A 26,035-nucleotide genomic window follows, 5' to 3' on the forward strand; every position below is an offset into this window, starting at 1 on the left:
AATATAGATGGGCTTTTTTATGTTACCTGGTCAGATAAAAAAGACATTTTGGGGTGTTTAGCTAAGTCCACTGGAATTTGTTTGTGTATTTCTTCCATACTCGGTTGACAGTAATGGGTGTCGAAGACATCTGCGTCTTTATTTATATGACGACTTACCGCTTTTGTAATTTGCTTACTAACCTGCAATTCAATTAGTTGACTAACCGCTTCACGGCGGAGGTCGTGCCACCGTAAATTCTCAATATTTAATTCTGGCAATACTCGTCGAAACGCGGCGGTAACCCCTCCTGAAGTAAAGTCAAATATTTTCCCATCGCTAATATTTTGACTCGCAACAAAGCTTGTGAGTAACTCAAAAGACCCTCGGATTAACGGTTGTTTTACCCAATCTTTTTTCTTAGCTAGTCCTCCAGAGCCTTTATATGTTCTTAAATAAACAAATTTTTCAGTGTAGTTTATGTCTTCAGCCATTAAATTAACTAGCTCATTAATTCTGAGTCCCGTGCAAATTGCCATTAGAAGCATAAGTGTGTAAGGGATTCGCACACGCTTAGACTTTTCCTTCTCCGCCAATTTGTTGTAAATAGCTTTTAGCTCACATTTTTCTGGACGACGGTTCCTTGGAACGGACTTGATGGCTAACTTTTCACGTTTTAGCTGTATTTGAAGATCAGTGTCTTCTAGTAAGCTTGGACAAACATTTAAACGAAGCTCAGTTTTTAAAAACCTTAGCAGGGTTTTTAAAGTTGCTAAATTACTGTAAACCGTTTGCGGATTTACTTTTGGCTCAGATTTACTGGGGCCTCTTCGCCAACGACAAAATCTAAGGATAGAGCTTGTACTAAGGTTATAAAGCATTAAATATCGTAATGGTGATCCCTCTTTTACAAGTATCTTGAGGTTTGACTTTTCAGTCTTGCCTAAATCGACAACGCCTAGTTCTGCCAATTTAAGTAGGTATTCAGCAGCCTCAAATATGGTAGAGCAGTCAATTACACACCCTTTAAGCCAGAGTTGATTGTTCCAAAAAGCTCGGATCATGTCATACCAAGTTTTTGCCTCTTCATAGCTATTAAAAGTACGATAAAGCCTTTCAATAATTTTACCTTGTTTTTTTCGGACAACTTCAGCTTTGTACGTTGTTAGACCTGTTCTGATTGATTTGTAAGATTTGATACTCATGTTCTCTCCTAACGAAGCTTTAAGATTCGACAACATGTTAAGAGAGAGTATTTAGTTTGTGTTTTATTACTTAGATTTATTGAGCATATCTTTTTCAACGAGATGGTCTGGCGTTATTTTTGTATAAACTTGCCATAATACATTCATATCCTTATGGCCTGTTATCGTGGCAACTTCTTCGATACTATAGCCAGCCTCAATTAAACGAGAAGCTCCTTCTCGGCGGAGGTCATGATAGCGTAATCCTTTTATGCCAATTTTCTTACATGTTCTTCTGAAACCAGCGGTGATAGAACGACTTTTGTAAGGAAAAATAAGATCGCAAGTGCGAGGCTGTAATAAAAGTATTTCAATGGCATTACCAAGAAGTGGGATTTCATCATGGTTGCCACGGGAACCGTTTGGGTTTTTACGGTCTCGTACTAATATTGTCTTTCTTGCTAAATTGAGATCACTCCACCGTAATGAAGTGACTTCTGATATTCGCAGGCAGGTAAACAAAGAAATCTTGAAAATACTAACGTAAGGAATTTGGTTGCAATGATGCTCTGTCTTTTTAGCCAGTTCATTCAGTAGTTTGTTGTACTCGTTACACTCTAATCTGCGGTTTCTTGGAGTTGATTTCCCTATAAGCCTGAGGTCGTAAAGTGCTTGATAAGCTTCAATAACAGATTGTTGATTACAGTGTACGCCAAGTAGCGACTTACCAATTCGAAGCACTTTTCTTATTAAGCTTACATCGATACTGATTGTTGCAGGGGAGGGATTATGTTCTGAATTTTTGCGTTGTAAACAAAATTGAACAATATCGTGGCTCTGTATTTTAGAAGAAACTAGCTCGGCAATAGGATATTTTATAATCGTTTTATAGCCGTAACTAGCTGTACGACCCAGAGGGCGGTTCGATTTTTCTTTTCTTATCATATACTCATTAATTAGATCTCCTAATGTCATCTCTTTTAGTCCTAGGTGGTTCATCGCTTCATTTATTTCTAATTGACTGACTAAGTTTTTGGCCCACTTAGCAGCAGCCGTTTTAGATGAATGTGTTTTAGATTTTGAAAAAGTAATTATTCCTTTATTTTTCTGAATAACTGACGCACAAAATACAGGTTGATCTGCGCGAAATCGTTTTCGGATGGTATAATGAGCCATAGTTTTGTCTGCCTATTGTCTTCCTGAGGGTTAAAAATCAGCGGAAATAGCCAGAAATCGTCAGAATTTTAGAGAGTTAAAAAATTGTTGAAAATTAACATAAATCATTATAAATCAATGGGTTCAGAGTAATGGTCGCAAGTAAAGTAGATCGCAGATTTTCTGTGGCCCCCATGCTTGATTGGACTGATCGCCATTGTCGTACTTTTCATCGCAAAATGACTAAACATACTGTGCTTTATACTGAAATGATAACCACAGGAGCTATCTTATTTGGTCGAGGCGACTACTTACATTTTAATAAACACGAAGGCCCAGTGGCGTTGCAGCTTGGTGGCTCTGATCCTAAAGCGCTTGCGCAATGTGCAAAATTAGCCGGTGAGCGTGGTTATGACGAAATAAATTTAAATGTAGGTTGCCCGTCAGACAGAGTTCAAAATGGTCGATTTGGCGCATGTTTAATGGCTGAACCTCAATTAGTTGCGGACTGTGTTGCAGCAATGAAAAACGAAGTAAACATTCCTGTTACCGTTAAAACGCGCATTGGCATTGATGAGCAAGATTCGTATGAGTTTTTATGTGCGCTAATTGAAGCGTCCCATAAAGTAGGGTGTGATGACTTTATTATTCATGCTCGTAAAGCATGGCTTAATGGTTTAAGCCCAAAAGAAAATCGTGAAGTTCCACCGCTTGATTACCCACGTGTTTATCAACTTAAAAAAGATTATCCGCAACTCGATTTAAGCTTAAATGGCGGTGTTAAAACAATTGAGCAGAGCCTAGAACATTTACAACATATCGATGGTGTAATGATTGGGCGTGAAGCTTACAGTAACCCATTTATGCTCAATGACGTTGATGAGAAAATTTATGGTGATGCTGCAAACACACAATCACGCCACGACGTAGTGCGCTCAATGTACAGTTACATTGAAGAAGAAATGCGTTTGGGGGCTAATTTTTGGCATATTGCACGTCACATGCTCGGTATTTTTCAGGGGCAACCAGGTGCACGAGGCTTTAGGCGCCACCTTTCTGAAAGTGGTCATGGTAAGCAAGCTGATTTATCGGTAATGGATAAAGCATTAAGCTTTGTACCAGAATAAAGCTAAGCTTTAAAAATTCTAAATTTAAGCCACTTTCGAGTGGCTTTTTTGATCCTAAAAATTAGTCAAAATCATAATTTATTGGCCAATTACACTCTATGCTGTTCAGCTTGAAGTCACTAAAATTTAGATGTCTTATTATTTATCACCTTGATTTTAAATGTTTTATTTTTGTTTTGATGGACTTGGCACAACTCTTGGAATCTTCTTGTTGAAATTAATCAAAAATCAACAGGAGAATACCATGGGAATATTTAACCGCGTAAATGACGTTATTCAATCAAACATTGTGGCTATGCTTGATAAAGCAGAAGACCCTGAAAAACTTTTAAACCTAATGCTTACCGACATGCAAGATGCGTTGAATGAGTGTCGTAGTACAGCTGCTGCTTTATTGTGTGAAGAAAAAATAATTAATCGTCAAATTGATACTAAAAAAACAGAATTAGCAGCTTGGCAAGTTAAGGCTGAACATGCGGTTGAAAAAGGCAGTGATAACCTTGCTAAATCTGCTTTACTTGAAAAGCAACGTGTTAGTGAAAGCATTGTAAATAAGAAAACTCAGTTAGAAACTTTGCAAGAGTCTATCGCAAAAATTAAAGTTGATTGTGAGCGTCTGCAGCAAAAAATAGTAGAAGCTAAAACGAAGCAAGCACAATTAGTTAAACGCCATGATGTAGCAGCTGCAAGAAAAAAGATAAGTACAACGTTACAAAGCGACAAAGTAGCTAATGCATTATCTCGGTTTGAGCAAGTTGAGCAACGTGTAGAAAGTATTGAAGCGCAAATAGAAGCGTATGAGTTAACCGACTCTGCAAATACGACTGCTGCACAAATTGAAGCCTTAGTTAAAAATGAAAAAATAGATGCTGAGCTAGCTCAGTTGAAAACAAGTTTAAAAACTGATTTAAAACAGACTGCTTAAGGAGAAGATTATGAACAGCTTTAATCGCCAACGTGGTTGGTATAAAGATTCGTTAAATAAAAAAATATCAGGTGTATGTAGTGGTTTGGCGCATCGATTAGATTTTCCGGTATGGGCAACACGCGTAGTTACTATTTTATTGTTTTTGAGTTTTCCGTTTGCAGTTGCACTAGGCTATTTTATAGCGCATTGCTGTCTTGAAAATAAAGAGTATTAATACCAACAGGCATAAATATTTGAACAATTTAACGAATTAAATCACCCTATAACGTTGTTAAAAATTTTAATTTAGAACAGCTAAGTATAAAAATTTTTGCCTAGTTATAGCGCAATTTTCTTATCGTTAAATAGACCTCATGTATAAGCCGGTTGGTATAAGGAGAATTACTATGAAAGCTTTGGCAGTATGTGTAATTATCTATTTATTACTGTTTACTGATTTAATAACGTTTGTGCAGATTGATTCTTGGCAGTTGCCGTTATGGATTGCTGACATTAGTTGGGCTGGGCTCGAGCTTGTAGGTGCTTTGGCCGCAATTATTGCTGTAGTTGCGGTAGTGGCTTTAATTACTATGGGATTAGTTGGTGCTGGTGTAGTGGCATTAGCAGGGACTGTTTTAGCGCTTTTATTCGGATCTATAATGATTGCATGGCCGTTACTATTTGTTGCAGTGTTGTGTTGGCTTGTTGCCGATAACAAAAAAGTAGCCTCTTAATCCTTAATTTGACTGACTATTATAGGTTAACTATGTTAAATTTAGCCTGTAATTTAAAGTTTTCATAAGGATAAGAATGATGACGAAACTATGTTTTTCGATGGCTTCTGCATTAATATTTAGTTTTTTTTCGTCATCGTTGGCGGCGCACTCAGGGCACGATCATGGTTCTGATGTGGCTGTGCTCGAAGTAACTAACGCGCAAGTTAGAGAGTTTTTACCTAGCAGTACTTCAACTGTAGGTTATTTAACCCTTATTAATCACAGTGGAGCCGCAGCAACTTTAACTAAGGCAACTATTGATGGCTTAGGGCGTGTTGAAATACACGAACATTCACATGTAGACGGCATGATGAAAATGCAACAAGTTGAATCGGTTGAAATTAAGGCGCACGAAAGTGTCAGCTTTCAGCCTGGCGGTTATCATTTAATGGCATTTGAACCACAAGAGCCATTAAAAGTAGGACAAGAACGTAAACTCACACTATATTTTAGTGACGGTAATCGCTTATTTACTAATGCTCAAGTCGTGTCGCTTGAAGCGCAAGCTAAGCAGTCAAAACCATCTACTCAACACGCTCATCATTAGGAGTACACATGTCGCAACATAAAGGAAAAATAGCAGGAATAATTGTTTTACTGCTTATCATTTTTTACGCAATTGCTGTTTATTGGAGCACAGAACCTTCACGTTTTGACGTTGTTGCAAACGCGAAAGAGCAAGCGCAGCTTCGTAATGAAAAAATAGTAACGGGTTATGTAACTACTTCTACATTAATTACGGTAGCCAATACCTTACTAGATAAACCGGGTGGCTACTTATCAAATGATGTAATACCACCAAGTATTATTATGGATGATATGCCAGCGTGGGAATATGGCGCACTAGAAATGGTACGTGATTTATCGCTTTCTATGCGAAAAGATTTTAGCCGTTCTCAATCACAATCAACGGAACATGAAGCCCTTAAAAAGGCGCAGCCGCAGTTTAATATAAGCTCTGAGGCATGGGCATGGCCAAGTGCCGAAGGTGAGTACCAAAAAGGTATTGACTACTTAATGGTATATCGTGGACAAATTGCTAATGAGCATGAGCGCGATAGCCAATTTTACGCACGAGCAGATAACTTACGTAGTTGGCTTAAAGAAGCTGAAAAACGTTTAGGTAGCTTAAGCCAACGTTTAAGTGCCAGTGTAGGCCAAGAAAAAGTAAACACCGATTTAGCGGGTAATTCATCTAATAAACAAGCAACTCTTGCGCCACTGCAGCAGCAAGTAAGAACACCATGGTTAGAAATTGACGATGTGTTTTACGAGTCGCGCGGTGCTACTTGGGCGTTACTGCATTTTTTACAAGCGATAGAGTATGACTTTAATGACGTGCTTGAAAAGAAAAATGCACGTGTAAGCTTACAACAAATCATACGTGAACTTGAGGCCACTCAAGAAACAGTTTGGAGCCCACTTATTTTAAACGGCAATGGTTTTGGCTATGTGGCAAACCATTCTTTAGTTATGGCAAATTATATTTCTAGAGCCAATGCGGCTTTAATCGAACTCAGCGAACTACTAGCTCAAGGATAAAAAATGAAAAAGTATTGTTTAGCAGCAGCCCTTTCAATGGCATGTTTAGCACCAGCAGCGCAAGCTGACACTCTACTAGGTTTATACGTAGGTGTTGATGGGTGGAAGTCAGATAACGATGGTCAATTTTCTTATAAAAATAATGCATCTCAAGATTTTAATTTTGAAGATGAGACTTTTGTAAGTTACTACGCGGCACTTGAGCACCCTGTACCATTAGTTCCAAATATTAAATTAAAGTATACCGAGCTTGAGTTAAATGGTTCTGCGCTACTTACAGATACATTTAGCTTTAATGGCTCTGATTATGTTGTAGGCTCTACGGTAAATACGGTAAGTGATTTAACACACATCGATTACATTTTTTATTATGAGATTTTTGATAACGATTTAATCTCAATTGACTTAGGTTTAAATGCTAAGCAGTTTGATGGTGATATTGTTGTAAATGGTACTACTCAAAATGGTGGTACTAACTTTACCGAAACAAAAGATTTCTCTGGTTTTGTTCCTCTTGCATATGGCCGTGCCGAAGCCGGCTTACCATTTACTGGTTTAAGTGTATTTTTTGAAGGTAGCTTTTTGGCTATTGACGATAGCAAAGTACAAGATTACCAAGTAGGCGTAGCGTGGGAACTTATTGATAACCTAGCAGTAGATGTTGCTGTTAAAGCAGGTTACCGCTCTATGGTATTAGAACTTGATGATGTAGATGATATTACGACTGATATTGATGCATCTGGCCCATTTGCGGGTATTCAGGTTCACTTTTAATTAGTATTTTCTAATTAAACAAAGCGTGGCATATTATTTTATTGCGTGCCACGCTAAATCAAACTCTCCCTCCAGCGCATTATTAATTAACTGCTTATAAATTTTATTTACAGGAAAATTAATGAGTTTAGATAACTCATCACCTGTTTGCGTGAATTTATAATAGCTCAATACCAAATCACTACTTTTTGCTTTTAACGTTACTTTTTGCGATAAAAATGAAAGGGTAAGTTCTTGCCCCGCTTTAAGCACTGCAGATTCAATTTCTTTTCTATACAGTAAATTAAGATCCATGAGCGTTAAAATATCAGGAAAGCTAATACCCGTTTTTCCTAAATTTAAAGATACTTTATTGCCTTTTCGTAGCAAATCAAACAATGACGGTTTTTTGTAAAAGCCGAGTAATATAAAGTGGCTGTCGTCTTTTTCGTTATAGCCTGAGAGCGACACACATTTTTGTAAAGAGTCAGCTTCTCGCTGTGTCATATGCTTTAACGTTTGCAGGCTTTTAATTGAAAACGTACCAGGGTTGAGTGTTTCTCCCGTTAAAATTTTGGCCCATAAAGTTTGCATTGACGCATTTGAAGTATCCTCGCACAGTGCGATAAAATGCTCTACCCAGTCAGCATCGGGTTGTTTAGTACTTGCTACATCGGGGCAAAACCCCATAGCCATTGCTAAAATTGACTCTATATTTTGTTGTTGTTTTATTAGTAATAAATCTTGGCGCTTTTGGGCACGAGCTAAAACAGAGTTTTCACTGTTGATATGATAAAGCGGCTTAACTTGGCCTTTAATATCGTAATTTTGTTCGGGGGTAGGCAGTACTCCGTTACTGCCTATTTTTGTTATAGGGTAACCAAGTAAGGATTCGATAATGTTAGCAAGGTTAATTCTCGCTTGTGCTGTCTTGACTGTCATGGCTGTGCATTGTCCTTTGTGAATGACTAAGCTGAGCAACAGTTTTAAGGTTATTTAACCCCATTGAAACTGTATTACGGAGCACATATTCGCTCAAAATTGCGGTGTAACCCGATATTAAAGGGGCGGTTGTTTGTCCGTTAATCTTACATATTAAAGTGACGATACCGTTTTGCTCACTAAAATTAAAAGTCCCCCTAATAATATGCTCAGCATTTAAAAGTATATTAAAGCTGACCTTATTTTGATTCACCGAAGTTATGATCATTTCACCATACCCCCATTTTCCTTTCCAAGACTGATGAGCACCTAGGCCAGAGCTAGGTTCGCCCAAGGTAAAACGTATACTTGGGTCTACTTTTTCCCATGGAGACCATTTTTGCCATTGATTAAAGTCAGTAATAAGCGGTTTTACTGCGTCAATATTTGCATTGATTTCTATTGTTTTATTTACACTATAACTTTGAGGAAGTATTAGCCCTACCAGTACTAATACCAATAGCAATAACAGTACGCCTTTGATCAATATTTTTAATGGTTTAATAAGCACACCTTTTATTAGTTTTTTGAGTTGAAATACAACAACTTTTTATTAATCGACTATAGTATGAATTAGATTATAAACCAAAAATAATTTATAAATTGCTACCTAGGAGAGCGAATGTCGTCAGATCAAAACGATTTTTTATTTTTTGAACAAGACTATGAAGATGATGCAGTAATTGAGCCGACTAAGTTTTGGGATATTTTAATTGTTGATGACGAACCTGAGATCCACTCTGTAACAAAGTTAGCTTTGTCTGGGGTTGAGTTTTTGGGGGCAGGCTTGCGATTTCATGATGCCTATTCGGGAGCTGAAGCAATAGAGATTTTAGCTGAAAATAACGATATTTCAGTTATTTTTTTAGACGTTATTATGGAAACTGACGATGCTGGCTTGCAGGTTGTAAAAAGGGTGCGTGACGAATTAAATAATCAACATGTGAGAATTATTTTAAGAACAGGGCAAGCTGGTAATATACCAGAAGAAAAAGTAATACGTGAATACGATATAAATGATTATAAAACTAAAACAGAACTCACTCGCTCTAAATTAGTAACATCGCTCATAACCGCTATTCGCTCTTACGAGCAGGTATGCCAGCTTGAATATCAAAGTGATGCAATGAACACGATTGTTTCTGCATCAAAGTCTATTTTAGGGCTTACTGATATTAAGCAACTATGCAAAGAAATCATCAAGCACATGAGTATTATTTTAAAGTGTTCACCTCGAGGGCTTGTGTGCAGCAAATTAGACGGCGATGACTTTATTCAAGTATTAGGTGGTTGTGGGCATTACGAAGACTACTTTGGTGAAAAATTAATTAATGTTGATAGCAAAGTATTTAAACAAGTTGAGTTGTGTTTTGATTTATTAAAGCATCAACATACAGACTCAAGTGCAACATTTGTATTAAAAAGTAAGCATAGAAAAGCGGCTTTATATATAGAATGTGACCATGTTCCTTTGCAAGCACAATTGCAGTTTGCTGAAATCTTCTTAACAAATGTGAGTGTTGCCCTGGATAATATAAGGCTGTTTGTAAAGTTAAGAGATGCAGCTTATAAAGATGTGCTTACAGGTATTTCAAATCGTACCAATTTTATTGAACGGGTAGAGCGTTATCAAAAGCCGCACGTGAATGATTATGTATTTGTACTACTTGATATAGTTAATTTTGCAGATATTAATAATGGCTTAGGGCAAGAGGTCGGCAATAAAGTATTAATTGGCATTGTGCAAAGGTTAAAAGAAAACTACCCAACAGCTAAGTTACTATCTCGTATTGGTGCTGATGTTTTTGGTTTTATTATTCGCCGTGATGAACTCGACTTAAAAAAATTGAATGAGCAGTTAGGTGTTCCATTTTGCGCAGAAGAGCATACATTGCCTATCGATTTTAGATTGGGTTTATGCCAACAGCAAGACTTTCAAAGTAGCGGGATTGATACACTTAAAGTTGCTTATATTGCACTTGACCAAGCTAAAAAAGCAAAGCATAAAGAAGGCGTTTATTACAATATCGACATGCAAGATAAAATGGCTTGGCGCATAGGAATTATTAGACAATTACGCCATGATTTTGCTCGAAACAAGTTAGAGGTATGGTACCAACCTCAACTTTCATTAGGAGACTTGTCTTTAATTGGGTGTGAGGCATTACTTAGGTGGCCCACCGGTAATGGGTCGTATATATCGCCAGCGGTATTTGTTCCACTTGCAGAAGATGCGGGCTTGATTGTTGATATAGGGCAGTGGGTTTTAGAGCAAGCTTGCCAACAACAAAAGCGCCTAGAAAATATGGGTACCGAAATTTGTATTGCGGTTAATGTGTCTGTTCCGCAGTTTAAAGTAAAAGGTTATGCTCAAAACGTTAAAAATACATTATTAAAATATGGTGTTAAGCCAAAAAACATAGAGTTAGAAGTCACAGAAAGCGTAGTAATGGATGAACTCGAAACTGTTATTAATACACTTAGAGAGCTTCAAAAGTTAGGGATTGAGGTTGCTATTGATGACTTTGGGACTGGCTTTTCATCGCTTAGTTATATACAAAGTTTACCCTTGGATAGGTTGAAAATAGATCGTGCATTTATTAAGGATCTGCCAAATGATGACACTGGCGCTATTGCTGCCTTAGTTATTTCTCTTGGTGCTAAGTTGGGTTTAAAAACGATTGCTGAAGGCGTTGAAACACAAGAACAAGCTCAGTTCTTAAAAAACTTAGGCTGTGATGAGGTACAAGGTTTTATGTATGCTAAACCCATGCCTGAGCATGAATTGATAGAATTTATAAATAAACGCTAAAAAAGATTAACTTATTATTTAAGCTAATGAACGATTTAGAATTTAAAGCGCGATATGCTTTGACTACTTTGTATATATAAAGAATTTAGTAGGGTATAATTCGCGCCTTTTGTTATTCTACGGCCACAATTATGAGCACACTCAAAGCTAAGCGCGCCTTATTTTCATACCCTAAATACTGGGCTGAATGTTATGGCACCGCGCCATTTTTACCAACTACACGTGAAGAAATGGATGCACTTGGCTGGGATAGTTGCGACATAATAATAATTAGTGGCGATGCGTACGTTGATCATCCTAGTTTTGGGATGGCTGTAATTGGCCGTGTACTTGAAGCGCAAGGCTTTAGAGTGGGGATTATTGCCCAACCTGCATGGGACTCTAAAGATGCATTTATGGAGCTCGGCAGACCGAATTTATTTTTTGGTGTAACAGCCGGCAACATGGATTCGATGATCAACCGCTATACAGCGGAAAAACGCATGCGCCACGATGATGCTTACACGCCTAATAACGTTGGCGGTAAGCGCCCAGATCGCGCCGTGATGATTTACTCGCAAAAATGCCGTGAAGCATACAAAGGTATCCCAATTGTTATTGGCGGTATTGAAGCCAGCCTTCGCCGTATTGCTCATTACGACTATTGGCAGGAAAAAGTACGTCGTAGTATTTTGTTTGATGCAAAAGCCGATATTTTAATTTACGGTAACGCAGAGCGCCCGCTAGTTGAAGTTGCACACCGTATTGCGGCGGGTGAAACGATGGATACGATTCAGGATATTCGCGGCACGGCTGTTATTCGAAAAGAGCCTCTACCTGGTTGGCGTGGCAGTGATTCTACCGCTATTGATAAAATTGGTAAAATCGACCCTATTCCAAACCCATATGGCGCGGATGATGTTGGCTGTAGTAAATCAGAATTTAAACAAGCGGGTATTGATTTAAAAGCAGAAGCGGCAAAACCAATCATGGTTCAGCCTGCACGTCCTAAGCCGTGGGAAAAAACCTATGTTAAGTTACCTGCTTATGAGCAAGTAAGTGTTAACAAACCTCTATACGCCCATGCCTCGCGCATTTTACACCAAGAAACAAACCCTGGTTGTGCAAGGGCGCTTTACCAACGACATGGCGATCGCTCTATTTGGGTAAACCCGCCAGCATATCCATTAGAAACACATGAAATGGATGCTGTATTTGGTTTGCCGTATCAGCGTATTCCTCACCCAAGTTATGGTGATGCTAAAATACCTGCTTACGATATGATTAAAACGTCTGTTAATATTATGCGTGGCTGTTTTGGTGGTTGTTCGTTTTGCTCAATTACAGAGCATGAAGGGCGCATTATTCAAAGTCGTTCACAAGAATCTATTATTGAAGAAATTGAACAAATTAGAGATAAAGTTCCCGGCTTTACTGGTGTTATTTCTGATTTAGGTGGCCCAACGGCGAATATGTATAAGCTGCGCTGTACGAGCAAAAAGGCCGAGAGTACCTGTAGACGCTTATCATGTGTATATCCAGATATTTGTAAACACATGGATACAGATCATACGCCAACAATAGATTTGTATAAAAAAGCACGTGAAGTTAAGGGTATTAAAAAGGTATTGATTGCTTCAGGTGTACGTTACGATTTAGCTGTACGCGACCCGCGTTACGTTAAAGAATTAGTAACGCACCATGTAGGCGGTTACTTAAAAATAGCGCCAGAGCATACAGAGGATGGTCCATTATCAAAAATGATGAAACCAGGTATGGGAGCGTACGATCAATTTAAAGAACTATTTGATAAGTACTCTAAAGAAGCCGGTAAAAAGCAGTATTTAATTCCTTACTTTATATCTGCTCACCCAGGTACAAAAGATGAAGACATGGTAAACATGGCTTTATGGCTTAAATCAAACGACTTTAAGCTTGATCAGGTACAAAATTTTTACCCATCACCTATGGCTAATGCTACGACTATTTACCATACAGAGATGAACTCTTTACGTAATATAAAAAACAACTCAGAAGTTGTTCCAGTACCTAAAGGCGCACGCCAACGTAGATTACATAAAGCTATTTTACGCTACCACGATGCAGCTGGTTGGCCAATGATACGTGAAGCTCTACGTAAAATGGGTAAAGCTAATTTAATTGGTAAAGGGCCTAACTGTTTAGTGCCAGAAGAAGGGCGCGATGAAAAATCAGGTAAAGGTGGTAAAAAAGGTGGGCGTCCGGCACTAACGCGACATACTGGTTTTAGCCAATTTAAAAAGGCAAACACTAAGCCAAAAGTGGGCGCTAATCGTCAAAGCACACGTTAGTAATTTTATTCGCTAATAGATAAGGCTAATTGCGGTACGCGTTTTTTAGCTTTTGTATACGTAAATTAAGTCAGCTTTGCTCTTTATTATCTATATTATTGTAGGTGATAAAGAGTGAGGTTTTAGAGCCCCCCTCTCTTTAGATATCCTGTGCTAAGTTTAGCTTTTTTTTAAAGCATTGATGATAACCACAAACGCAATTTAAGTGACCATAACGGCTGAATGCCGGTGAGTCCTTGCGTCATTTTATTATCTTTTAAGATTATATAAGATGGCGTGACTTGTCCCTGCCAATCGGAAAATATCTCCCCGTGTTGATCGTTAACAGTACTGAAGCTGTAGCCTTGCTCATTTAAATAATCATGCAGCTCTTGATCAGAGCCTGATTTTATCGCGATGCTCACGACGGGGTATTTATTCTCGTTTGCGAGTTCGTTTATGGCAGGGGAGGTAATACTACAAATAGGACACCAAGTTCCCCAAAAATACACAAGCGTGGGTTTATCTTGGCTCATTGCTGCTAAATCTATGTTTTGCCCTTCATAGTCGATTAATTGTAATTGAGGATTTGCTGGCATGACAGGTTGCCGCCACCAATTGACGGCGGTATAAATGACGAAAAATATAGAGCTATATACCAGTACACTTTTTAATATGGATACGCTTTTTTGTTTTAGCGTTTTTTTAGGTATGTCATTTTTATGTTTGGTATCCGTTGCCATAGCTACTGATTTACCCTAACTATTTTTGCTGTAGTTTTTTACATTTAAAGCGTTTAATTTATATCAGCAACCATGTAGCAGTACCTAAAAAGGCGAATATACCAACAATATCAGTCACTGTGGTTAGCACCACACTCCCTGCAAGAGCAGGGTCTATATTCATTCTTTTAAGAATTATTGGAATACTTGCACCAGCAACACCTGCCACCACTAAGTTCATAAACATAGCGAAGGCGAGTACGCCACCAAGCATAAAGTCCCACTGCCATAGCGCAATAACACCCGCAATTAATAGTGACCACAAAATACCGTTTAGCGCGCCAATGGCCAGTTCTTTCATCATCAAGAAACGTTGGTTTGTTTGGTTTATATGACCTACTGCAATACCACGGATAACAAGCGTTAATGATTGGCTACCAGCAACACCACCCATAGAAGGGACAATACCGTTAAGCACAGCCAAAATAGGGAGCACATCTAAAGTGCCTTCAAAAAAGCTAGCTACAAAAGCAGCTGCAAGTGCGGTTAGTAAGTTAACTCCTAGCCAAACTGAGCGTTTTTTAGAGCTTTTTAGTACTGGCGCGAATGTATCCTCTTCATCATCAAGACCGGCTAGGCTTAATAAGCTATGCTCGGCATCTTCTCGGATTACATCAACGATGTCATCGATAGTAACACGACCGAGGAGTTGGTCGTTATCGTCCACCACTGGGGCCGATATCCAATTATGACGCTCAAATAATTGCGCTACTTCACTTTCATCCATTGAGATTGGGATAGACTCACAATCTTCATCCATTAAATCGCGGACAATTTTTTCTGGCGGATTAGTTAATAATGTACTCAGCGATAAAGCGCCTATAAAGCAGTTATGTTTATCAACAACATATAAATCATCTGTACCCTCTGGTAACTCACCACGCAGTCTAATATAACGAAGTACAACATCGAGTGTTACATCAGGGCGAATGGTCACCGTATCGGTGTTCATTAGCGCACCTGCTGAACGCTCTTGATATGACAGTGCTTGCGTGGCACGTTCACGGTCTTGAATGTCCATCGCGCTAACAACGTCTTTATAGACGGTATCTGGCAGGCTACGTAATACTTCACCTAAGTCATCGTGGCCCATGTCTTCAGTTGCGGCGGCAATATGCTTAGGTTCCATTTGGGCAATAATGCCTAAACGAACATCTTCAGATAATTCTTCAAGAACATCACCCTGCACATCAGGATCGACCAATTGCCAAAGCAGTCGGCGAATTTTATGCGGTGATGATTCTAATAATAATGCGGTATCACAAGGAGCCGTTTTTGCGAGCATGCGCCTAACTTGAACAAATTGACCACTATTGAGTGACTTCGTCACCTGCTTTAGTTGCTGTAGTGGATAATCTTGTTCAAAAGCTTCTGGCATTGGCGTCCTTTATAAATTGTTATATTACTTTATGGGGGGAGGTGAGTTAACTGGCGTTACTAACCTATTTATTTTATATATCTGTTTTAATTGAAGCACTAGTAATGCGAATATTGTTTTTATAAAACAGATTATTCTTGTTCATTAAAGCGTTGTGCTATTAATTCTCCAACAGCGTGTAAAGCTTGCTCAGAATCAGGGCCTTTACAAACAACTTTAACTTCTTTTCCTTGGCTACTTTCAAGTAACATTAATGCAAGTACGCTATCGCCTGCTGCTTCTTTGTCATCTTGGAATAATGTGATTGTCGCATCAAATTGTACTGCTAATTGCGCAAGCACAGTAGCTGCTCTGGCGTGTAAGCCTAATTTGTTTTTTATTAAAAAGGTATCTTCATAATGCATAACTTACTCTACCTAAGCTGAACAGGTGATTATTCAGCTATATTATTTTTCTTGCTCGCGATGGCGAATTTTTACATTGGGATGTGTCATTGCAAAACTTTCACCGATAGTTTGCGCTAAATACACAGAGCGATGTTGCCCGCCTGTACACCCAATAGCAATGGTTAAATAACTGCGGTTATTTCTTTCTAAATGCGGTAACCACGTTTGTACAAATGTTTGAATTTGCCATGTGAATTTTTGCACTATGCTGTGATTGGCCAAATAATCTTTAACGGGTTGATCTAACCCATTTAAAGGTTTTAATTCAGGTTCCCAATGTGGATTTGGTAAAAAGCGTGCATCAAATACATAGTCGGCTTCTTTTGGTATACCGTGTTTAAAACCAAACGATTCAAACGTGACAATTAGTTGCTTATCTTTTTTACCTAAAATCTTTTCACGAATAGATTCTGCAAGTTGGTGAACGCTTAAATCAGTTGTGTCTATCATAAAGTCGGCGCGGGTGATTAATACATCAAGTAATTCTTTTTCTTTTTTGATGGCTAAATCAAGAGGCAGCGAGTCAATTGATAGTGGGTGTAACCTGCGTGTTTCTGAAAAGCGTTTTATCAACGTTTGATCGTCGCTATCTAAATAAAATAACGTAGGATTTGCAAAGCCTGGTAAGTATTCAAGAATATCGTTAAATTCATCTTGCTCTTTAGGGATGTTTCGCACATCAATGCTAACAGCAATTTTATCGTAGCTATCAGACACACTGCGAACTAATGAAGGAAGCAAGTTAACTGGAATATTATCTACGCAATAATAGCCTAAATCTTCTACAACGCGTAAAGCAACCGACTTTCCAGAACCAGAACGGCCGCTTATGATAATTAACTCCATTTAACACCCTTTATAAAACTATGATTGATCGACAATAACTTGGTAAAGCTCAGTATCAGATTTTGCACTGCGTAACTGTTTACAAAAATCTTTGTTGTTTAGTTTATCAGCAATGGTTGCTAGAGTCTTTAAGTGCTGCTGGTTATCGCCATCTGGTACGATGAGTGCGACAAAAATATCAACAGGGCGATTATCGATTGCATCAAAGTTTATTGGAGTTTCGCTAACGAGCACTAAAGCCAAAGGCTCTTCTGCACCGCTCATTCTTCCATGAGGAATAGCAATGCCACGCCCTATACCTGTACTACCTAATTTCTCTCTGCTCATTAAAGCATTAAGAATATCTTGTTGCGGTAAATACGGAAGTTTGTCGTGAGCAAGTTCGCTAATGAACTCTAAAATTCTTTTTTTGCTATTAAAAAGGACCGCAGCTTTGCTGCAGTCCTGGCATATAAGTGAACTTAATTTCATCATATTAGTGTCGAGCAAGCTTCTCTTTGTGTTTGATTACTTGGCGATCGAGCTTGTCGATCAACGAGTCAATAGCGGCATACATATCTTGATGTTCTGTAGAGGCAAATAGCTCAGCACCGCTTACGTGTATTGTGGCTTCTGCTTTTTGATTTAATTTTTCTACATCGAGAATGACATGAACATTATTAATATGATCAGAGTGTCTTTCAAGCTTCGCAAATTTAGTATTAATATAGTCTCTTAGTGAATCGGTTAATTCTACGTGACGACCAGTTAAGTTTAGTTGCATAAGCATTACCCTCTTAGTTTAGCGTCTTAAATCAGACTTTTACGCTGATTTGACGGTGGAATAGCAAGAGATTCGCGGTATTTTGCGATTGTACGTCTCGCTACTTTAATTCCTTGCTCAGCCAATATATCCGCTATTTTGCTATCACTCAATGGTTTTGCTGAGTTTTCTGCTGCGATTAATTTTCGGATAAGCGCACGTATTGCTGTAGATGAACATTCACCACCGTTTTCAGTACTTACATGGCTTGAGAAAAAATATTTAAGCTCAAATATACCACGGGGTGTATGCATGTACTTTTGAGTAGTCACACGCGAAATTGTCGATTCGTGCATTTCTACCATTTCAGCAACATCATTTAAAACCATTGGTTTCATGGCTTCAGGGCCATGTTCAAAAAAGCCTTGTTGTTGCTTAACAATACAATTAGTAACTTTTAATAGCGTGTCGTTTCTACTTTCTAAGCTTTTAATAAACCATTTAGCTTCTTGTAAATGTGAGCGAATAAACTGGCTGTCGCCACTTGATTTTACAGTGCGAGACATTGCTGCGTATTGGCTATTAACACGAATTTTAGGCATGCTATCTGGGTTTAATTCGACAACCCAGCGGCCTTTAATTTTTTTAACTGACACATCAGGAATAACATACTCAGATTCTTCCCTTACAATAGTATCTGCAGGTTTTGGGTTGAGAGTATGTATTAGTGTCATTACTTCTTTAAGCTCTTCTTCTTTGAGCTTAGTTTTTTTCATTAATGTACGATAGTCGCGAGCTGCTAATAGATCAATATGCTCGGTTAAAATCATTTTCGTTTCATTAATATAAGGTGTTTCTTTATCAAATTGATTAAGCTGAATACACAAACACTCTTGTAAACTACGTGCAGCAATACCAACAGGATCAAACAGTTGGATGCGTTTTAATACCGCTTCAATTTCATCAAGTTCGACTTCGTTATCATCTTCGTTTTCTTGATTAAAGCTTTCTAAAATCTCTTCGCAGCTTAGTGTTAAAATACCTGAATCATCGACAGCTTCTACAATAGCAATAGCAATAGCTTCGTCTGTAGGGCTAAATGGCGTTAGTTGTAATTGCCACATTAAATACTCATGGAGCGTTTCAGTAGAGGCGCCTTGGTATATTGATTCGTCTTCAGGCATTGGACCTGATGAGGCTGCAGGAGCGGCACTCATGTACTCATCCCAACTGACATCCATAGCCATGTCGTCACTTAGCGTGTCTTTTGCAAGTGCTTCACCAGTATCTTGTTCGTATTCGCTCGGAGCATCATCAGCAGATGCGCTAACAGTTATGTCATCGGTATCAGCTTTTTGCTCGTTTTTACCAGCAGCGTCTTCGGAATAGTCTGCCTCTTCAACCTCTAATAGTGGATTACTGTCGAGAGCTTCTTGTATTTCTTGCTGGAGATCCAATGTACTGAGTTGCAACAAACGAATAGCTTGTTGCAACTGTGGAGTCATTGTAAGTTGCTGGCCCATGCGCAGCTGTAGTGATTGCCTCATGTATCTCTAACAATCCTTTTATGTTGTTATAATTAATACTAGCAGATGCTTAAAGACATGGCGTAAATGTTACAGCCTAAATTGCTCGCCTAAGTAAACATCGCGTACTGTTTTATCATTTAATACGTGTTCTGGAGTACCTGATGCAATCAGCTCCCCATGAGAAACAATGTAGGCTTTTTCACAAACATCAAGGGTCTCTCTTACGTTATGGTCGGTAATTAATACACCAATCCCACGATTTTTAAGATGTTCTATTATTTTCTTTATATCTAATACCGAAATAGGGTCAACACCGGCAAACGGTTCATCCAGTAATATAAATTTAGGATCTGCTGCCAGCGCTCGTGCTATTTCTACACGACGACGTTCTCCCCCCGATAATGCCATACCTTGGCTATCACGAATGTGTTGTATGCTAAATTCATCTAATAAGTTATTGAGCGTGTCTTCTCTGGCTTGTTTATTTAGTTCTTTGCGCGTTTCTAAAATGGCCATTAAGTTTTGATAAACAGTCAGCTTTCTAAAAATCGATGACTCTTGTGGTAAGTAGCCTATGCCTAATCTAGCACGACTATGCATAGGTAAAAGAGTAATATCGTTATCATCAATAGATATTTTACCTTTGTCGCTAGGAACAAGCCCTACAATCATATAAAAAGTCGTTGTTTTACCTGCACCGTTAGGGCCAAGTAAGCCAACTATACTGCCAGCTTGTACTTCAAGGCCGACGTTTTTTACAACTTCACGACCTTTATAGCTTTTTGCTAATAGTTCTGCTTTTAATGTGCTCATGGTTGACCTTTATCGCCTTTTTTACTTTTTTTAGTTTCGATCGGTACTAAAATTGTGTGAACGCGGTCAGTTGAGTTTTCATCTTTTTCGGCACTGATGAGCTGCTGCTCTATGTCGTAGGTAATGCTTTTAGCATTTATTTTTTGTCCGGCTTGCGATACTTGTGCATTACCAACAAGCGTTAAAAAACGCTTAGATACATCATAACGTACTTCGTCAGCACTGGCGCTCATAGTCGTGCCGTCTGATTGCTTTTCTTCAAAGTGCGCAGGGCTACCTGTGGCAATTAATAATTGTTTATTATCACCAAGTTCATCACGTTTGTGTACTTCGAGGCGATCGGCTGTAATGCGGCGATTACCGTGAATAATCTCAACGTTTTTCTCAAAAATACCCACATTAGCTTTCAATTGACCTTCTTGCTTGTCGGCACTTATTGAAATTTGATTGGCAGCAGGTTGCGTGTTTTGCTCTGCAGCACTACTATTAAACGCTAGTATAAGTGTAGGAATTATAAGTGATTTTAATATTTTATTGGTCATAATATATGGTTCGCGTATGGTTAATTAGTTTTATCACTTCGGTTTTCAAGTCGGCTTCTAGGCCTTTACCGGTGATTTTTAAATTGGGTCCAGTGATAATGACGGGTTGCTCCGAACGCATTGTTAATAACTTTATATCAACCTGAATATTATCAGCATTGATTTTGTCTATCATGGCGTTATCGGTTAAATTTTTGGCAACCACATTACCTTCTAAAATTAATTGTTTATCTTCATATAATGTTGCTTCGTCTGCATTTATTTGCCACGTTTGTTGCTCGTTATATAAAGTAAAAATGGGTTTTTCAAAAAACGTGAAACCTAATTGCTGGTATAGCTCCATTTTAGCCGCAGTGACTTTGTGGCTAATTTTACCTTGCTCATCATAGGCTGTCTGTTTGAGCTCAATAGCTATGTAATCAGGCTTAGCAACAACTTCAGGCTCAGCCTGAGGCACAATATTTGTTTGTGTAAAATAAGGGTACCAAAGCCAAACCATACAGCTAATGAATAAAACGCTTAATATTATGCGCGCTGCATTCATGAACTAGTGCCTTGTGTAGTCAATGCTTTACCATTTTCAAGCATGAGCAAATCGGTGAGTTCTCTCACAGCGCCAAAACCACCAGGCATTTGCGTTACATAATGTGACAAACGCTTAATAAGAGGGTGGGCATCATTTACTGCAACGGCAAAGCCTACTAACTCCATAACAGGCATGTCAGGACCGTCATCACCAATATAAGCAATTTGTCCATCGCTAAGGTTGAGTTTATCTTTTAATTCTTGATAGGCAATGAGCTTATTTTCTTGGCCTTGATAAATATGCTGTACGGTTAAGCTGCTCATACGTTGTTGTACTATCTGTGAATGACGACCAGTAATAACAGCTACTTCAAAGCCACTGTTTATAAGTGCTTTAATGCCAAAACCATCTTTTGTATTAAATGCTTTTAGCTCTTCACCTTGATTGCCAAGGTAAATACGGCCATCAGAAAATACACCATCAATATCGCATATAAGTAGTTTTACTTTTTTAGCGCGTGCTTTTGCATCATCGCTCAGCGGTTGATAGAGTTCTTCAAATTGCATTTATAACACTCCTGCTTTTAATAGGTCTTGCATATTTAATGCGCCAATAGGTTGGTTTTTCTCATTGACGACGATTAGGCCATTTATACGTTTACGTTCCATAATATTGAGCGCTTCAGCGGCTAAAATATCTTGCGTAGCTGTAGTGCATGACTTAGTCATAACAACATCTATTTGTGTTGTATGAATATCAATTCTTTGTTCTAAAATGCGACGTAAGTCACCATCGGTAAATAACCCTACGAGTTGCTGATTTTCATCAACAATGGCTGTCATGCCTAATCCTTTAGCTGACATTTCTATTAGAGCATCTTTAACTGTTTGTGAAACATCAATAATAGGTGTATTTGCGCCGCTGTGCATAACATCTTTTAAAGTAAGTAATAAGCGCTTGCCTAAACTACCACCTGGGTGAGATAGCGCGAAGTCATCAGCTGTAAAGCCGCGAGCTTCTAATAATGCAACTGCCATGGCATCGCCCATCGCAAGCGTTGCAGTGGTACTTGATGTAGGGGCTAGACCCAATGAACAAGCTTCTTTTTCTACTTTAATGCACACATGTACATTAGCAAGGGTTGCCATGGTTGATTGTGTATTGCCAGTCATCGCTATCATTTTGGCACCAAGTCGTTTTAAAACCGGAATGATATTTAAAACTTCGCTGGTTTCCCCTGAATTAGAAATAAGCATAACCACGTCATTTTTAGTGATCATACCTAAATCACCATGACTTGCTTCACCAGGGTGAACAAAAAACGCTGGGCTGCCAGTACTTGCAAGGGTTGCCGCTATTTTATTGCCAATATGGCCTGATTTTCCCATGCCAATGACAATAATACGGCCTTCACAGTCGTACATTAATTGGCACGCGTTATGAAAATTTTCATCTACATATTGTGCAATATCACTAAGTGCTTGGCGCTCAACATCTAAAACGCGAAGGCCTTGTTCAATAAAGTTTAGCGTTGCCATCATTTACCCTACTTGACTAAAAATATACCCTTGGTAACCCAAAAACGCTATTAGCAATAAGCCGCCTTCTACCCTATTGATACGCTGGGTGCCTCTAAAGTTCAATGACATAATAATAAGAGCAAGTGTTGCACCAATCATAATTAATACGTCTCGACTTACTAATGATGGGTCAATGGCAGAAGGGTTAATGATACCTGCAAGTGGTAATACCGCTAGAATATTAAATATATTTGAGCCAACAATATTACCTAGTGCTAAATCATTTTCATTTTTAAGTACACCTGCAACCGAGGCGGCAAGTTCAGGCAAGCTAGTACCAATGGCAATAATTGTTAAACCAATGACTAAGTCGCTTAAGCCGAAGTATTTAGCAATGTCTACAGCTGAGCCGATTAAAAAATGAGAACTAACCGGCAAGAGTATCATGCCGACAATTAACCAAAATACCGCTTTTTTAGTAGGTACATCGTTTGGTACATCGTCGCAGGCTTCTGAGACAAATGGGTCATCTTGGTTTTTTGCACGCATAGATACAATGATTAACCCACCGATGAATACGATAAAGCCAACTAAAAGCGCAACACCTTCACTAAATGAAAAGTAGTTATCTGAGAACACATACCAAGTAGCTAAAGATACGAGCATCACTAATGGCATTTCACGTTTTAACGTACTAGATGAAACTGAAAGAGGGCGAAATAGAGCAGTGATACCTAACACAAGTAAAATGTTTGTAATATTAGAGCCAACAGCATTGCCAACGGCTGTGTCGGTTTTGTTAGCCAAAGCGGCAGAGGCTGAAACCATCATTTCAGGGGCTGAAGAGCCCATGGCTACAACGGTCAAACCAACAATAAGTGTAGGTACACCAAAGTTTTTAGCAAGAGCCGCAGCCCCATAAACAAACCTATCGGCACTCCAAACAAGAGCTGCAAAACCAAGAATTAAAATAACAAACGAGGTAACCATTGTGTTAAGCCAGTTATACAAAATACGGATGGCGCGAATAGTAACAAAAGCCAAGATGAAAGTATAAATAAAAGAGTAAGGTCAACTAGGTAACAATGTTGCTTTTAAACAGCTAATTTAAAAATTTAAGCCGGGGTTAAGCTGTTTTGAGCGAGTCTTATAATCCTTTTCATGGGTGTATTACAAAATCTTACGAATTGTTTTTTCCATCTTTGACAAAAAAGCTTTAAAATAGGGGCACTAGTGAACATTTTTATGGAGAGCGACTTGTCGCAATCAATAGTAGAAGTCAAGGATGTTAGCTTTTCGAGAGGCAATAGAACCATATATAAAAATATGAGTTTTAGCGTTCCTAAAGGTAAAATTACTGCGATTATGGGGCCAAGCGGAATTGGCAAAACCACTATGTTGCGTTTAATTGGTGGTCAGCTTAAACCAGATTCAGGTGATATTTTATTTGAAGGTGGCAGCATTCCTAAAATGTCTCGTAAAGAGTTATACGAAGCACGTACTAAAATGAGCATGCTTTTTCAAAGTGGTGCGCTGTTTACTGATATGTCGGTATTTGACAATATTGCGTTTCCTATAAGAGAGCACACAAAGCTAAGTGAAGACCTTATTCGATTAGTTGTATTAATGAAGCTGCAAGCGGTTGGACTACGTGGCGCTAAAGATTTAATGCCATCTGAGTTATCCGGCGGTATGGCAAGGCGTGCTGCACTTGCACGCGCTATAGCACTTGATCCAGAGCTAATCATGTACGATGAACCATTTGCAGGGCAAGATCCTATTTCGATGGGCGTATTGGTTAAGCTAATTAAGTCGCTCAACGAAGTATTAGGTTTATCGTCTTTAATCGTGACGCACGATGTAACAGAGGTAATGAGTATTGCCGAACACGTTATAATTATCGCCGATCAAGGGGTAATTGGTTCTGGTACTCCAGATGAAATGCGTAATCATGAATCTCCTTTAGTTCAACAGTTTTTAAAAGGCTTGTCGGATGGTCCTGTACCATTTCATTTTCCGGCTCAGGCTTATGCAGACGAACTACTTGGAGAAAAAGCATAATGTTGGATTTATTTCAAAAGCTAGGACATAAAACGCTAGGACGCTTTGCGGCCCTTGGTCGTTCTGCTTATATGCTGTTTAGTGCATTAGCGCATGTTCCTAATTTTAAAAAAGGCACACCGTTACTTGTTCGCCAGCTCTATATGGTTGGTTCGCAATCGTTACTCATTATTATGGTGTCGGGTTTGTTTATCGGTATGGTGTTGGCTTTACAAGGTTACACCGTATTGGTTGGTTATGGCGCTGAGGATAGTTTAGGGCCGTTAGTGGCACTGAGCTTATTGCGAGAACTAGGCCCGGTTGTTACTGCATTATTATTTGCAGGACGCGCAGGTAGCGCTTTGACCGCTGAAATTGGCTTAATGAAAGCAACAGAGCAACTTTCATCACTTGAGATGATGGCAATCGATCCGCTAAAACGTATTATTGCACCGCGCTTTTGGGCGGGTTTTATAAGCATGCCATTGCTTGCATTGATATTTTCAGCTGTAGCAATTATAGGCGCTCATTTAGTGGGGGTAGATTGGCTGGGTGTTGATACAGGTAGTTTTTGGTCAATCATGCAATCGCAAGTGTCGTTTCAGCAAGACATACTAAACGGTATTATTAAAAGCTTTGTATTTGCCATAGTGGTGACCTGGATTGCGCTTTATAAAGGATATGACTGTGTGCCGACCTCAGAAGGGATCAGCAAAGCAACCACCGAAACGGTTGTTCATTCGTCATTAGCAGTTTTAGGTTTTGACTTTATTTTGACAGCGGTAATGTTTACCAGCTAATAGGGTATAGATAATGAATTCACGGAAATTAGAAATTTTAGTTGGTTTTTTTGTAGCACTTGGCATTTTAGCTTTTGCGATGCTTGCACTTAAAGTTGCCAATTCAGGTATTAGTGGCTCTGGCGAAACATATACGCTTAATGCCAAGTTTGAAAACATCGGCTCGTTAAAAGCGCGTGCGCCAGTAAAAGTAGGTGGTGTTGTAATTGGCCGTGTTGAATCAATTTATGTTCACCCACAAGAGTTTTTACCAGTCGTTAATATGACCATTGACGCACAGTACTTATGTCGTTTTTCAGACACAAGCTCAATCTCTATTTTAACGTCGGGTATTTTAGGTGAGCAGTACTTAGGTATTCACCCTGTAATTTCTCCAGATTCTGCTAAGCAACGTTGTTTAGGCGAAACAGTGACAGAAAACAAGCAAGATGAAGCAATTGACGATTTATTTGGCGTGGAAAGTAAAGCACTAGGTGATGGCGATTCAATCACTGATACTAAGTCTGCCATTGTACTTGAAGAATTAATCGGGCAGTTTTTATTCAACCAAGGTAGTGAGTAATTATT

29 protein-coding genes are annotated in these 26,035 nt (G+C 38.8%); 12 read left to right on the plus strand and 17 right to left on the minus strand.

The window, feature by feature from the left end; translation table 11 throughout:
* Positions 1–17 precede the first annotated feature (17 nt).
* Entirely contained in the window at positions 18–1,184 is a 1,167-nt protein-coding gene (locus WNY98_RS00195; protein ID WP_342876806.1) for a tyrosine-type recombinase/integrase, read from the minus strand.
* A 66-nt stretch (positions 1,185–1,250) separates the two neighbouring features.
* The gene (locus WNY98_RS00200) at positions 1,251–2,339 is read right to left on the minus strand and encodes a site-specific integrase (protein ID WP_342876807.1); all 1,089 of its coding nucleotides are present in this window, start codon (positions 2,337–2,339) and stop codon (positions 1,251–1,253) included.
* Positions 2,340–2,470: 131 nt separating this feature from the next.
* On the opposite strand from WNY98_RS00200, the gene dusA reads away from it, so the two are divergent.
* The 7 genes from dusA (at position 2,471) to WNY98_RS00235 (ending at position 7,444) form a co-directional block, all read left to right on the plus strand.
* Positions 2,471–3,445, plus strand: a complete 975-nt coding sequence (dusA, locus tag WNY98_RS00205) for a tRNA dihydrouridine(20/20a) synthase DusA (protein ID WP_342876808.1) — start codon at positions 2,471–2,473, stop codon at positions 3,443–3,445.
* A 244-nt stretch (positions 3,446–3,689) separates the two neighbouring features.
* Positions 3,690–4,370, plus strand: coding sequence for a PspA/IM30 family protein (locus tag WNY98_RS00210; RefSeq protein ID WP_342876809.1), 681 nt, complete (start codon positions 3,690–3,692; stop codon positions 4,368–4,370).
* A gap of 10 nt (positions 4,371–4,380) precedes the next feature.
* Positions 4,381–4,587: a PspC domain-containing protein gene (locus WNY98_RS00215; protein WP_342876810.1), complete on the plus strand. Its 207-nt coding sequence runs from the start codon at positions 4,381–4,383 to the stop codon at positions 4,585–4,587.
* A gap of 172 nt (positions 4,588–4,759) precedes the next feature.
* Positions 4,760–5,086, plus strand: a complete 327-nt coding sequence (locus WNY98_RS00220) for a hypothetical protein (RefSeq protein ID WP_002957925.1) — start codon at positions 4,760–4,762, stop codon at positions 5,084–5,086.
* 76 nt (positions 5,087–5,162) lie between these two features.
* Positions 5,163–5,675, plus strand: coding sequence for a copper chaperone PCu(A)C (locus WNY98_RS00225; RefSeq protein WP_342876811.1), 513 nt, complete (start codon positions 5,163–5,165; stop codon positions 5,673–5,675).
* A gap of 8 nt (positions 5,676–5,683) precedes the next feature.
* Entirely contained in the window at positions 5,684–6,670 is a 987-nt protein-coding gene (locus WNY98_RS00230; RefSeq protein ID WP_024603343.1) for a DUF2333 family protein, read from the plus strand.
* 3 nt (positions 6,671–6,673) lie between these two features.
* Positions 6,674–7,444: a TIGR04219 family outer membrane beta-barrel protein gene (locus WNY98_RS00235; protein WP_002957929.1), complete on the plus strand. Its 771-nt coding sequence runs from the start codon at positions 6,674–6,676 to the stop codon at positions 7,442–7,444.
* 33 nt (positions 7,445–7,477) lie between these two features.
* Here WNY98_RS00235 and WNY98_RS00240 read toward each other — a convergent pair whose 3' ends face one another.
* A complete protein-coding gene (locus WNY98_RS00240; RefSeq protein ID WP_024606363.1) occupies positions 7,478–8,365 on the minus strand; it encodes a TIGR03899 family protein in 888 nt (295 codons plus the stop codon).
* Complete coding sequence (locus tag WNY98_RS00245) at positions 8,334–8,915, minus strand: SRPBCC family protein (protein ID WP_024606362.1); 582 nt, start codon at positions 8,913–8,915, stop codon at positions 8,334–8,336. Before WNY98_RS00245 ends, WNY98_RS00240 begins: the two co-directional genes overlap by 32 nt.
* Before the next feature lie 111 nt (positions 8,916–9,026).
* Here WNY98_RS00245 and WNY98_RS00250 point away from each other — a divergent pair, with 111 nt between their 5' ends.
* Both WNY98_RS00250 and WNY98_RS00255 read left to right on the plus strand, forming a co-directional pair.
* Complete coding sequence (locus WNY98_RS00250; RefSeq protein ID WP_342876812.1) at positions 9,027–11,216, plus strand: EAL domain-containing protein; 2,190 nt, start codon at positions 9,027–9,029, stop codon at positions 11,214–11,216.
* A 131-nt stretch (positions 11,217–11,347) separates the two neighbouring features.
* Complete coding sequence (locus tag WNY98_RS00255) at positions 11,348–13,525, plus strand: YgiQ family radical SAM protein (RefSeq protein WP_154903848.1); 2,178 nt, start codon at positions 11,348–11,350, stop codon at positions 13,523–13,525.
* A 170-nt stretch (positions 13,526–13,695) separates the two neighbouring features.
* Here WNY98_RS00255 and WNY98_RS00260 read toward each other — a convergent pair whose 3' ends face one another.
* From WNY98_RS00260 to WNY98_RS00320, 13 genes are all read right to left on the minus strand, one after another.
* Positions 13,696–14,103 carry a protein disulfide oxidoreductase gene (locus tag WNY98_RS00260; RefSeq protein WP_259398088.1) on the minus strand — a complete coding sequence of 136 codons (408 nt, stop codon included), beginning with the start codon at positions 14,101–14,103 and terminating at the stop codon, positions 13,696–13,698.
* A gap of 202 nt (positions 14,104–14,305) precedes the next feature.
* Positions 14,306–15,664: a magnesium transporter gene (gene mgtE / locus WNY98_RS00265; RefSeq protein ID WP_002957935.1), complete on the minus strand. Its 1,359-nt coding sequence runs from the start codon at positions 15,662–15,664 to the stop codon at positions 14,306–14,308.
* A 131-nt stretch (positions 15,665–15,795) separates the two neighbouring features.
* On the minus strand, positions 15,796–16,068 hold the full coding sequence (locus WNY98_RS00270) for an HPr family phosphocarrier protein (protein ID WP_342876813.1): 273 nt from the start codon (positions 16,066–16,068) through the stop codon (positions 15,796–15,798).
* Positions 16,069–16,110: 42 nt separating this feature from the next.
* Complete coding sequence (gene rapZ / locus WNY98_RS00275) at positions 16,111–16,956, minus strand: RNase adapter RapZ (RefSeq protein ID WP_024599253.1); 846 nt, start codon at positions 16,954–16,956, stop codon at positions 16,111–16,113.
* Between the two features lie 18 nt (positions 16,957–16,974).
* On the minus strand, positions 16,975–17,427 hold the full coding sequence (gene ptsN / locus WNY98_RS00280; protein ID WP_024595797.1) for a PTS IIA-like nitrogen regulatory protein PtsN: 453 nt from the start codon (positions 17,425–17,427) through the stop codon (positions 16,975–16,977).
* Positions 17,428–17,431: 4 nt separating this feature from the next.
* The gene (hpf, locus tag WNY98_RS00285; RefSeq protein ID WP_007580301.1) at positions 17,432–17,719 is read right to left on the minus strand and encodes a ribosome hibernation promoting factor; all 288 of its coding nucleotides are present in this window, start codon (positions 17,717–17,719) and stop codon (positions 17,432–17,434) included.
* Between the two features lie 26 nt (positions 17,720–17,745).
* Complete coding sequence (locus tag WNY98_RS00290; protein WP_002957941.1) at positions 17,746–19,245, minus strand: RNA polymerase factor sigma-54; 1,500 nt, start codon at positions 19,243–19,245, stop codon at positions 17,746–17,748.
* Between the two features lie 69 nt (positions 19,246–19,314).
* On the minus strand, positions 19,315–20,040 hold the full coding sequence (gene lptB / locus WNY98_RS00295) for an LPS export ABC transporter ATP-binding protein (RefSeq protein ID WP_002957942.1): 726 nt from the start codon (positions 20,038–20,040) through the stop codon (positions 19,315–19,317).
* Positions 20,037–20,582, minus strand: coding sequence for a lipopolysaccharide transport periplasmic protein LptA (gene lptA / locus WNY98_RS00300; protein WP_002957943.1), 546 nt, complete (start codon positions 20,580–20,582; stop codon positions 20,037–20,039). The genes lptB and lptA overlap by 4 nt, the downstream gene beginning before the upstream one ends.
* Complete coding sequence (gene lptC, locus WNY98_RS00305; protein WP_002957944.1) at positions 20,572–21,126, minus strand: LPS export ABC transporter periplasmic protein LptC; 555 nt, start codon at positions 21,124–21,126, stop codon at positions 20,572–20,574. The genes lptA and lptC overlap by 11 nt, the downstream gene beginning before the upstream one ends.
* Positions 21,123–21,674: a 3-deoxy-manno-octulosonate-8-phosphatase KdsC gene (kdsC, locus tag WNY98_RS00310; RefSeq protein WP_342876814.1), complete on the minus strand. Its 552-nt coding sequence runs from the start codon at positions 21,672–21,674 to the stop codon at positions 21,123–21,125. The genes lptC and kdsC overlap by 4 nt, the downstream gene beginning before the upstream one ends.
* Positions 21,675–22,646, minus strand: coding sequence for a KpsF/GutQ family sugar-phosphate isomerase (locus WNY98_RS00315; RefSeq protein ID WP_002957946.1), 972 nt, complete (start codon positions 22,644–22,646; stop codon positions 21,675–21,677).
* 3 nt (positions 22,647–22,649) lie between these two features.
* Complete coding sequence (locus tag WNY98_RS00320) at positions 22,650–23,618, minus strand: calcium/sodium antiporter (protein WP_342876815.1); 969 nt, start codon at positions 23,616–23,618, stop codon at positions 22,650–22,652.
* Positions 23,619–23,873: 255 nt separating this feature from the next.
* Between WNY98_RS00320 and WNY98_RS00325 the strand changes: the two genes are divergently transcribed.
* From WNY98_RS00325 to mlaD, 3 genes are read left to right on the plus strand one after another with little or no spacing between them, the layout of a single operon-like run.
* Positions 23,874–24,689 carry an ATP-binding cassette domain-containing protein gene (locus WNY98_RS00325; protein WP_080945050.1) on the plus strand — a complete coding sequence of 272 codons (816 nt, stop codon included), beginning with the start codon at positions 23,874–23,876 and terminating at the stop codon, positions 24,687–24,689.
* A complete protein-coding gene (gene mlaE / locus WNY98_RS00330; protein ID WP_002957949.1) occupies positions 24,689–25,468 on the plus strand; it encodes a lipid asymmetry maintenance ABC transporter permease subunit MlaE in 780 nt (259 codons plus the stop codon). Before WNY98_RS00325 ends, mlaE begins: the two co-directional genes overlap by 1 nt.
* A 13-nt stretch (positions 25,469–25,481) precedes the next feature.
* Positions 25,482–26,030: an outer membrane lipid asymmetry maintenance protein MlaD gene (mlaD, locus tag WNY98_RS00335; protein WP_002957950.1), complete on the plus strand. Its 549-nt coding sequence runs from the start codon at positions 25,482–25,484 to the stop codon at positions 26,028–26,030.
* The last annotated feature ends 5 nt before the right edge of the window (positions 26,031–26,035 follow it).

It is taken from the genome of Pseudoalteromonas sp. AS71 (assembly GCF_038900275.1).
GTDB lineage: Bacteria > Pseudomonadota > Gammaproteobacteria > Enterobacterales > Alteromonadaceae > Pseudoalteromonas.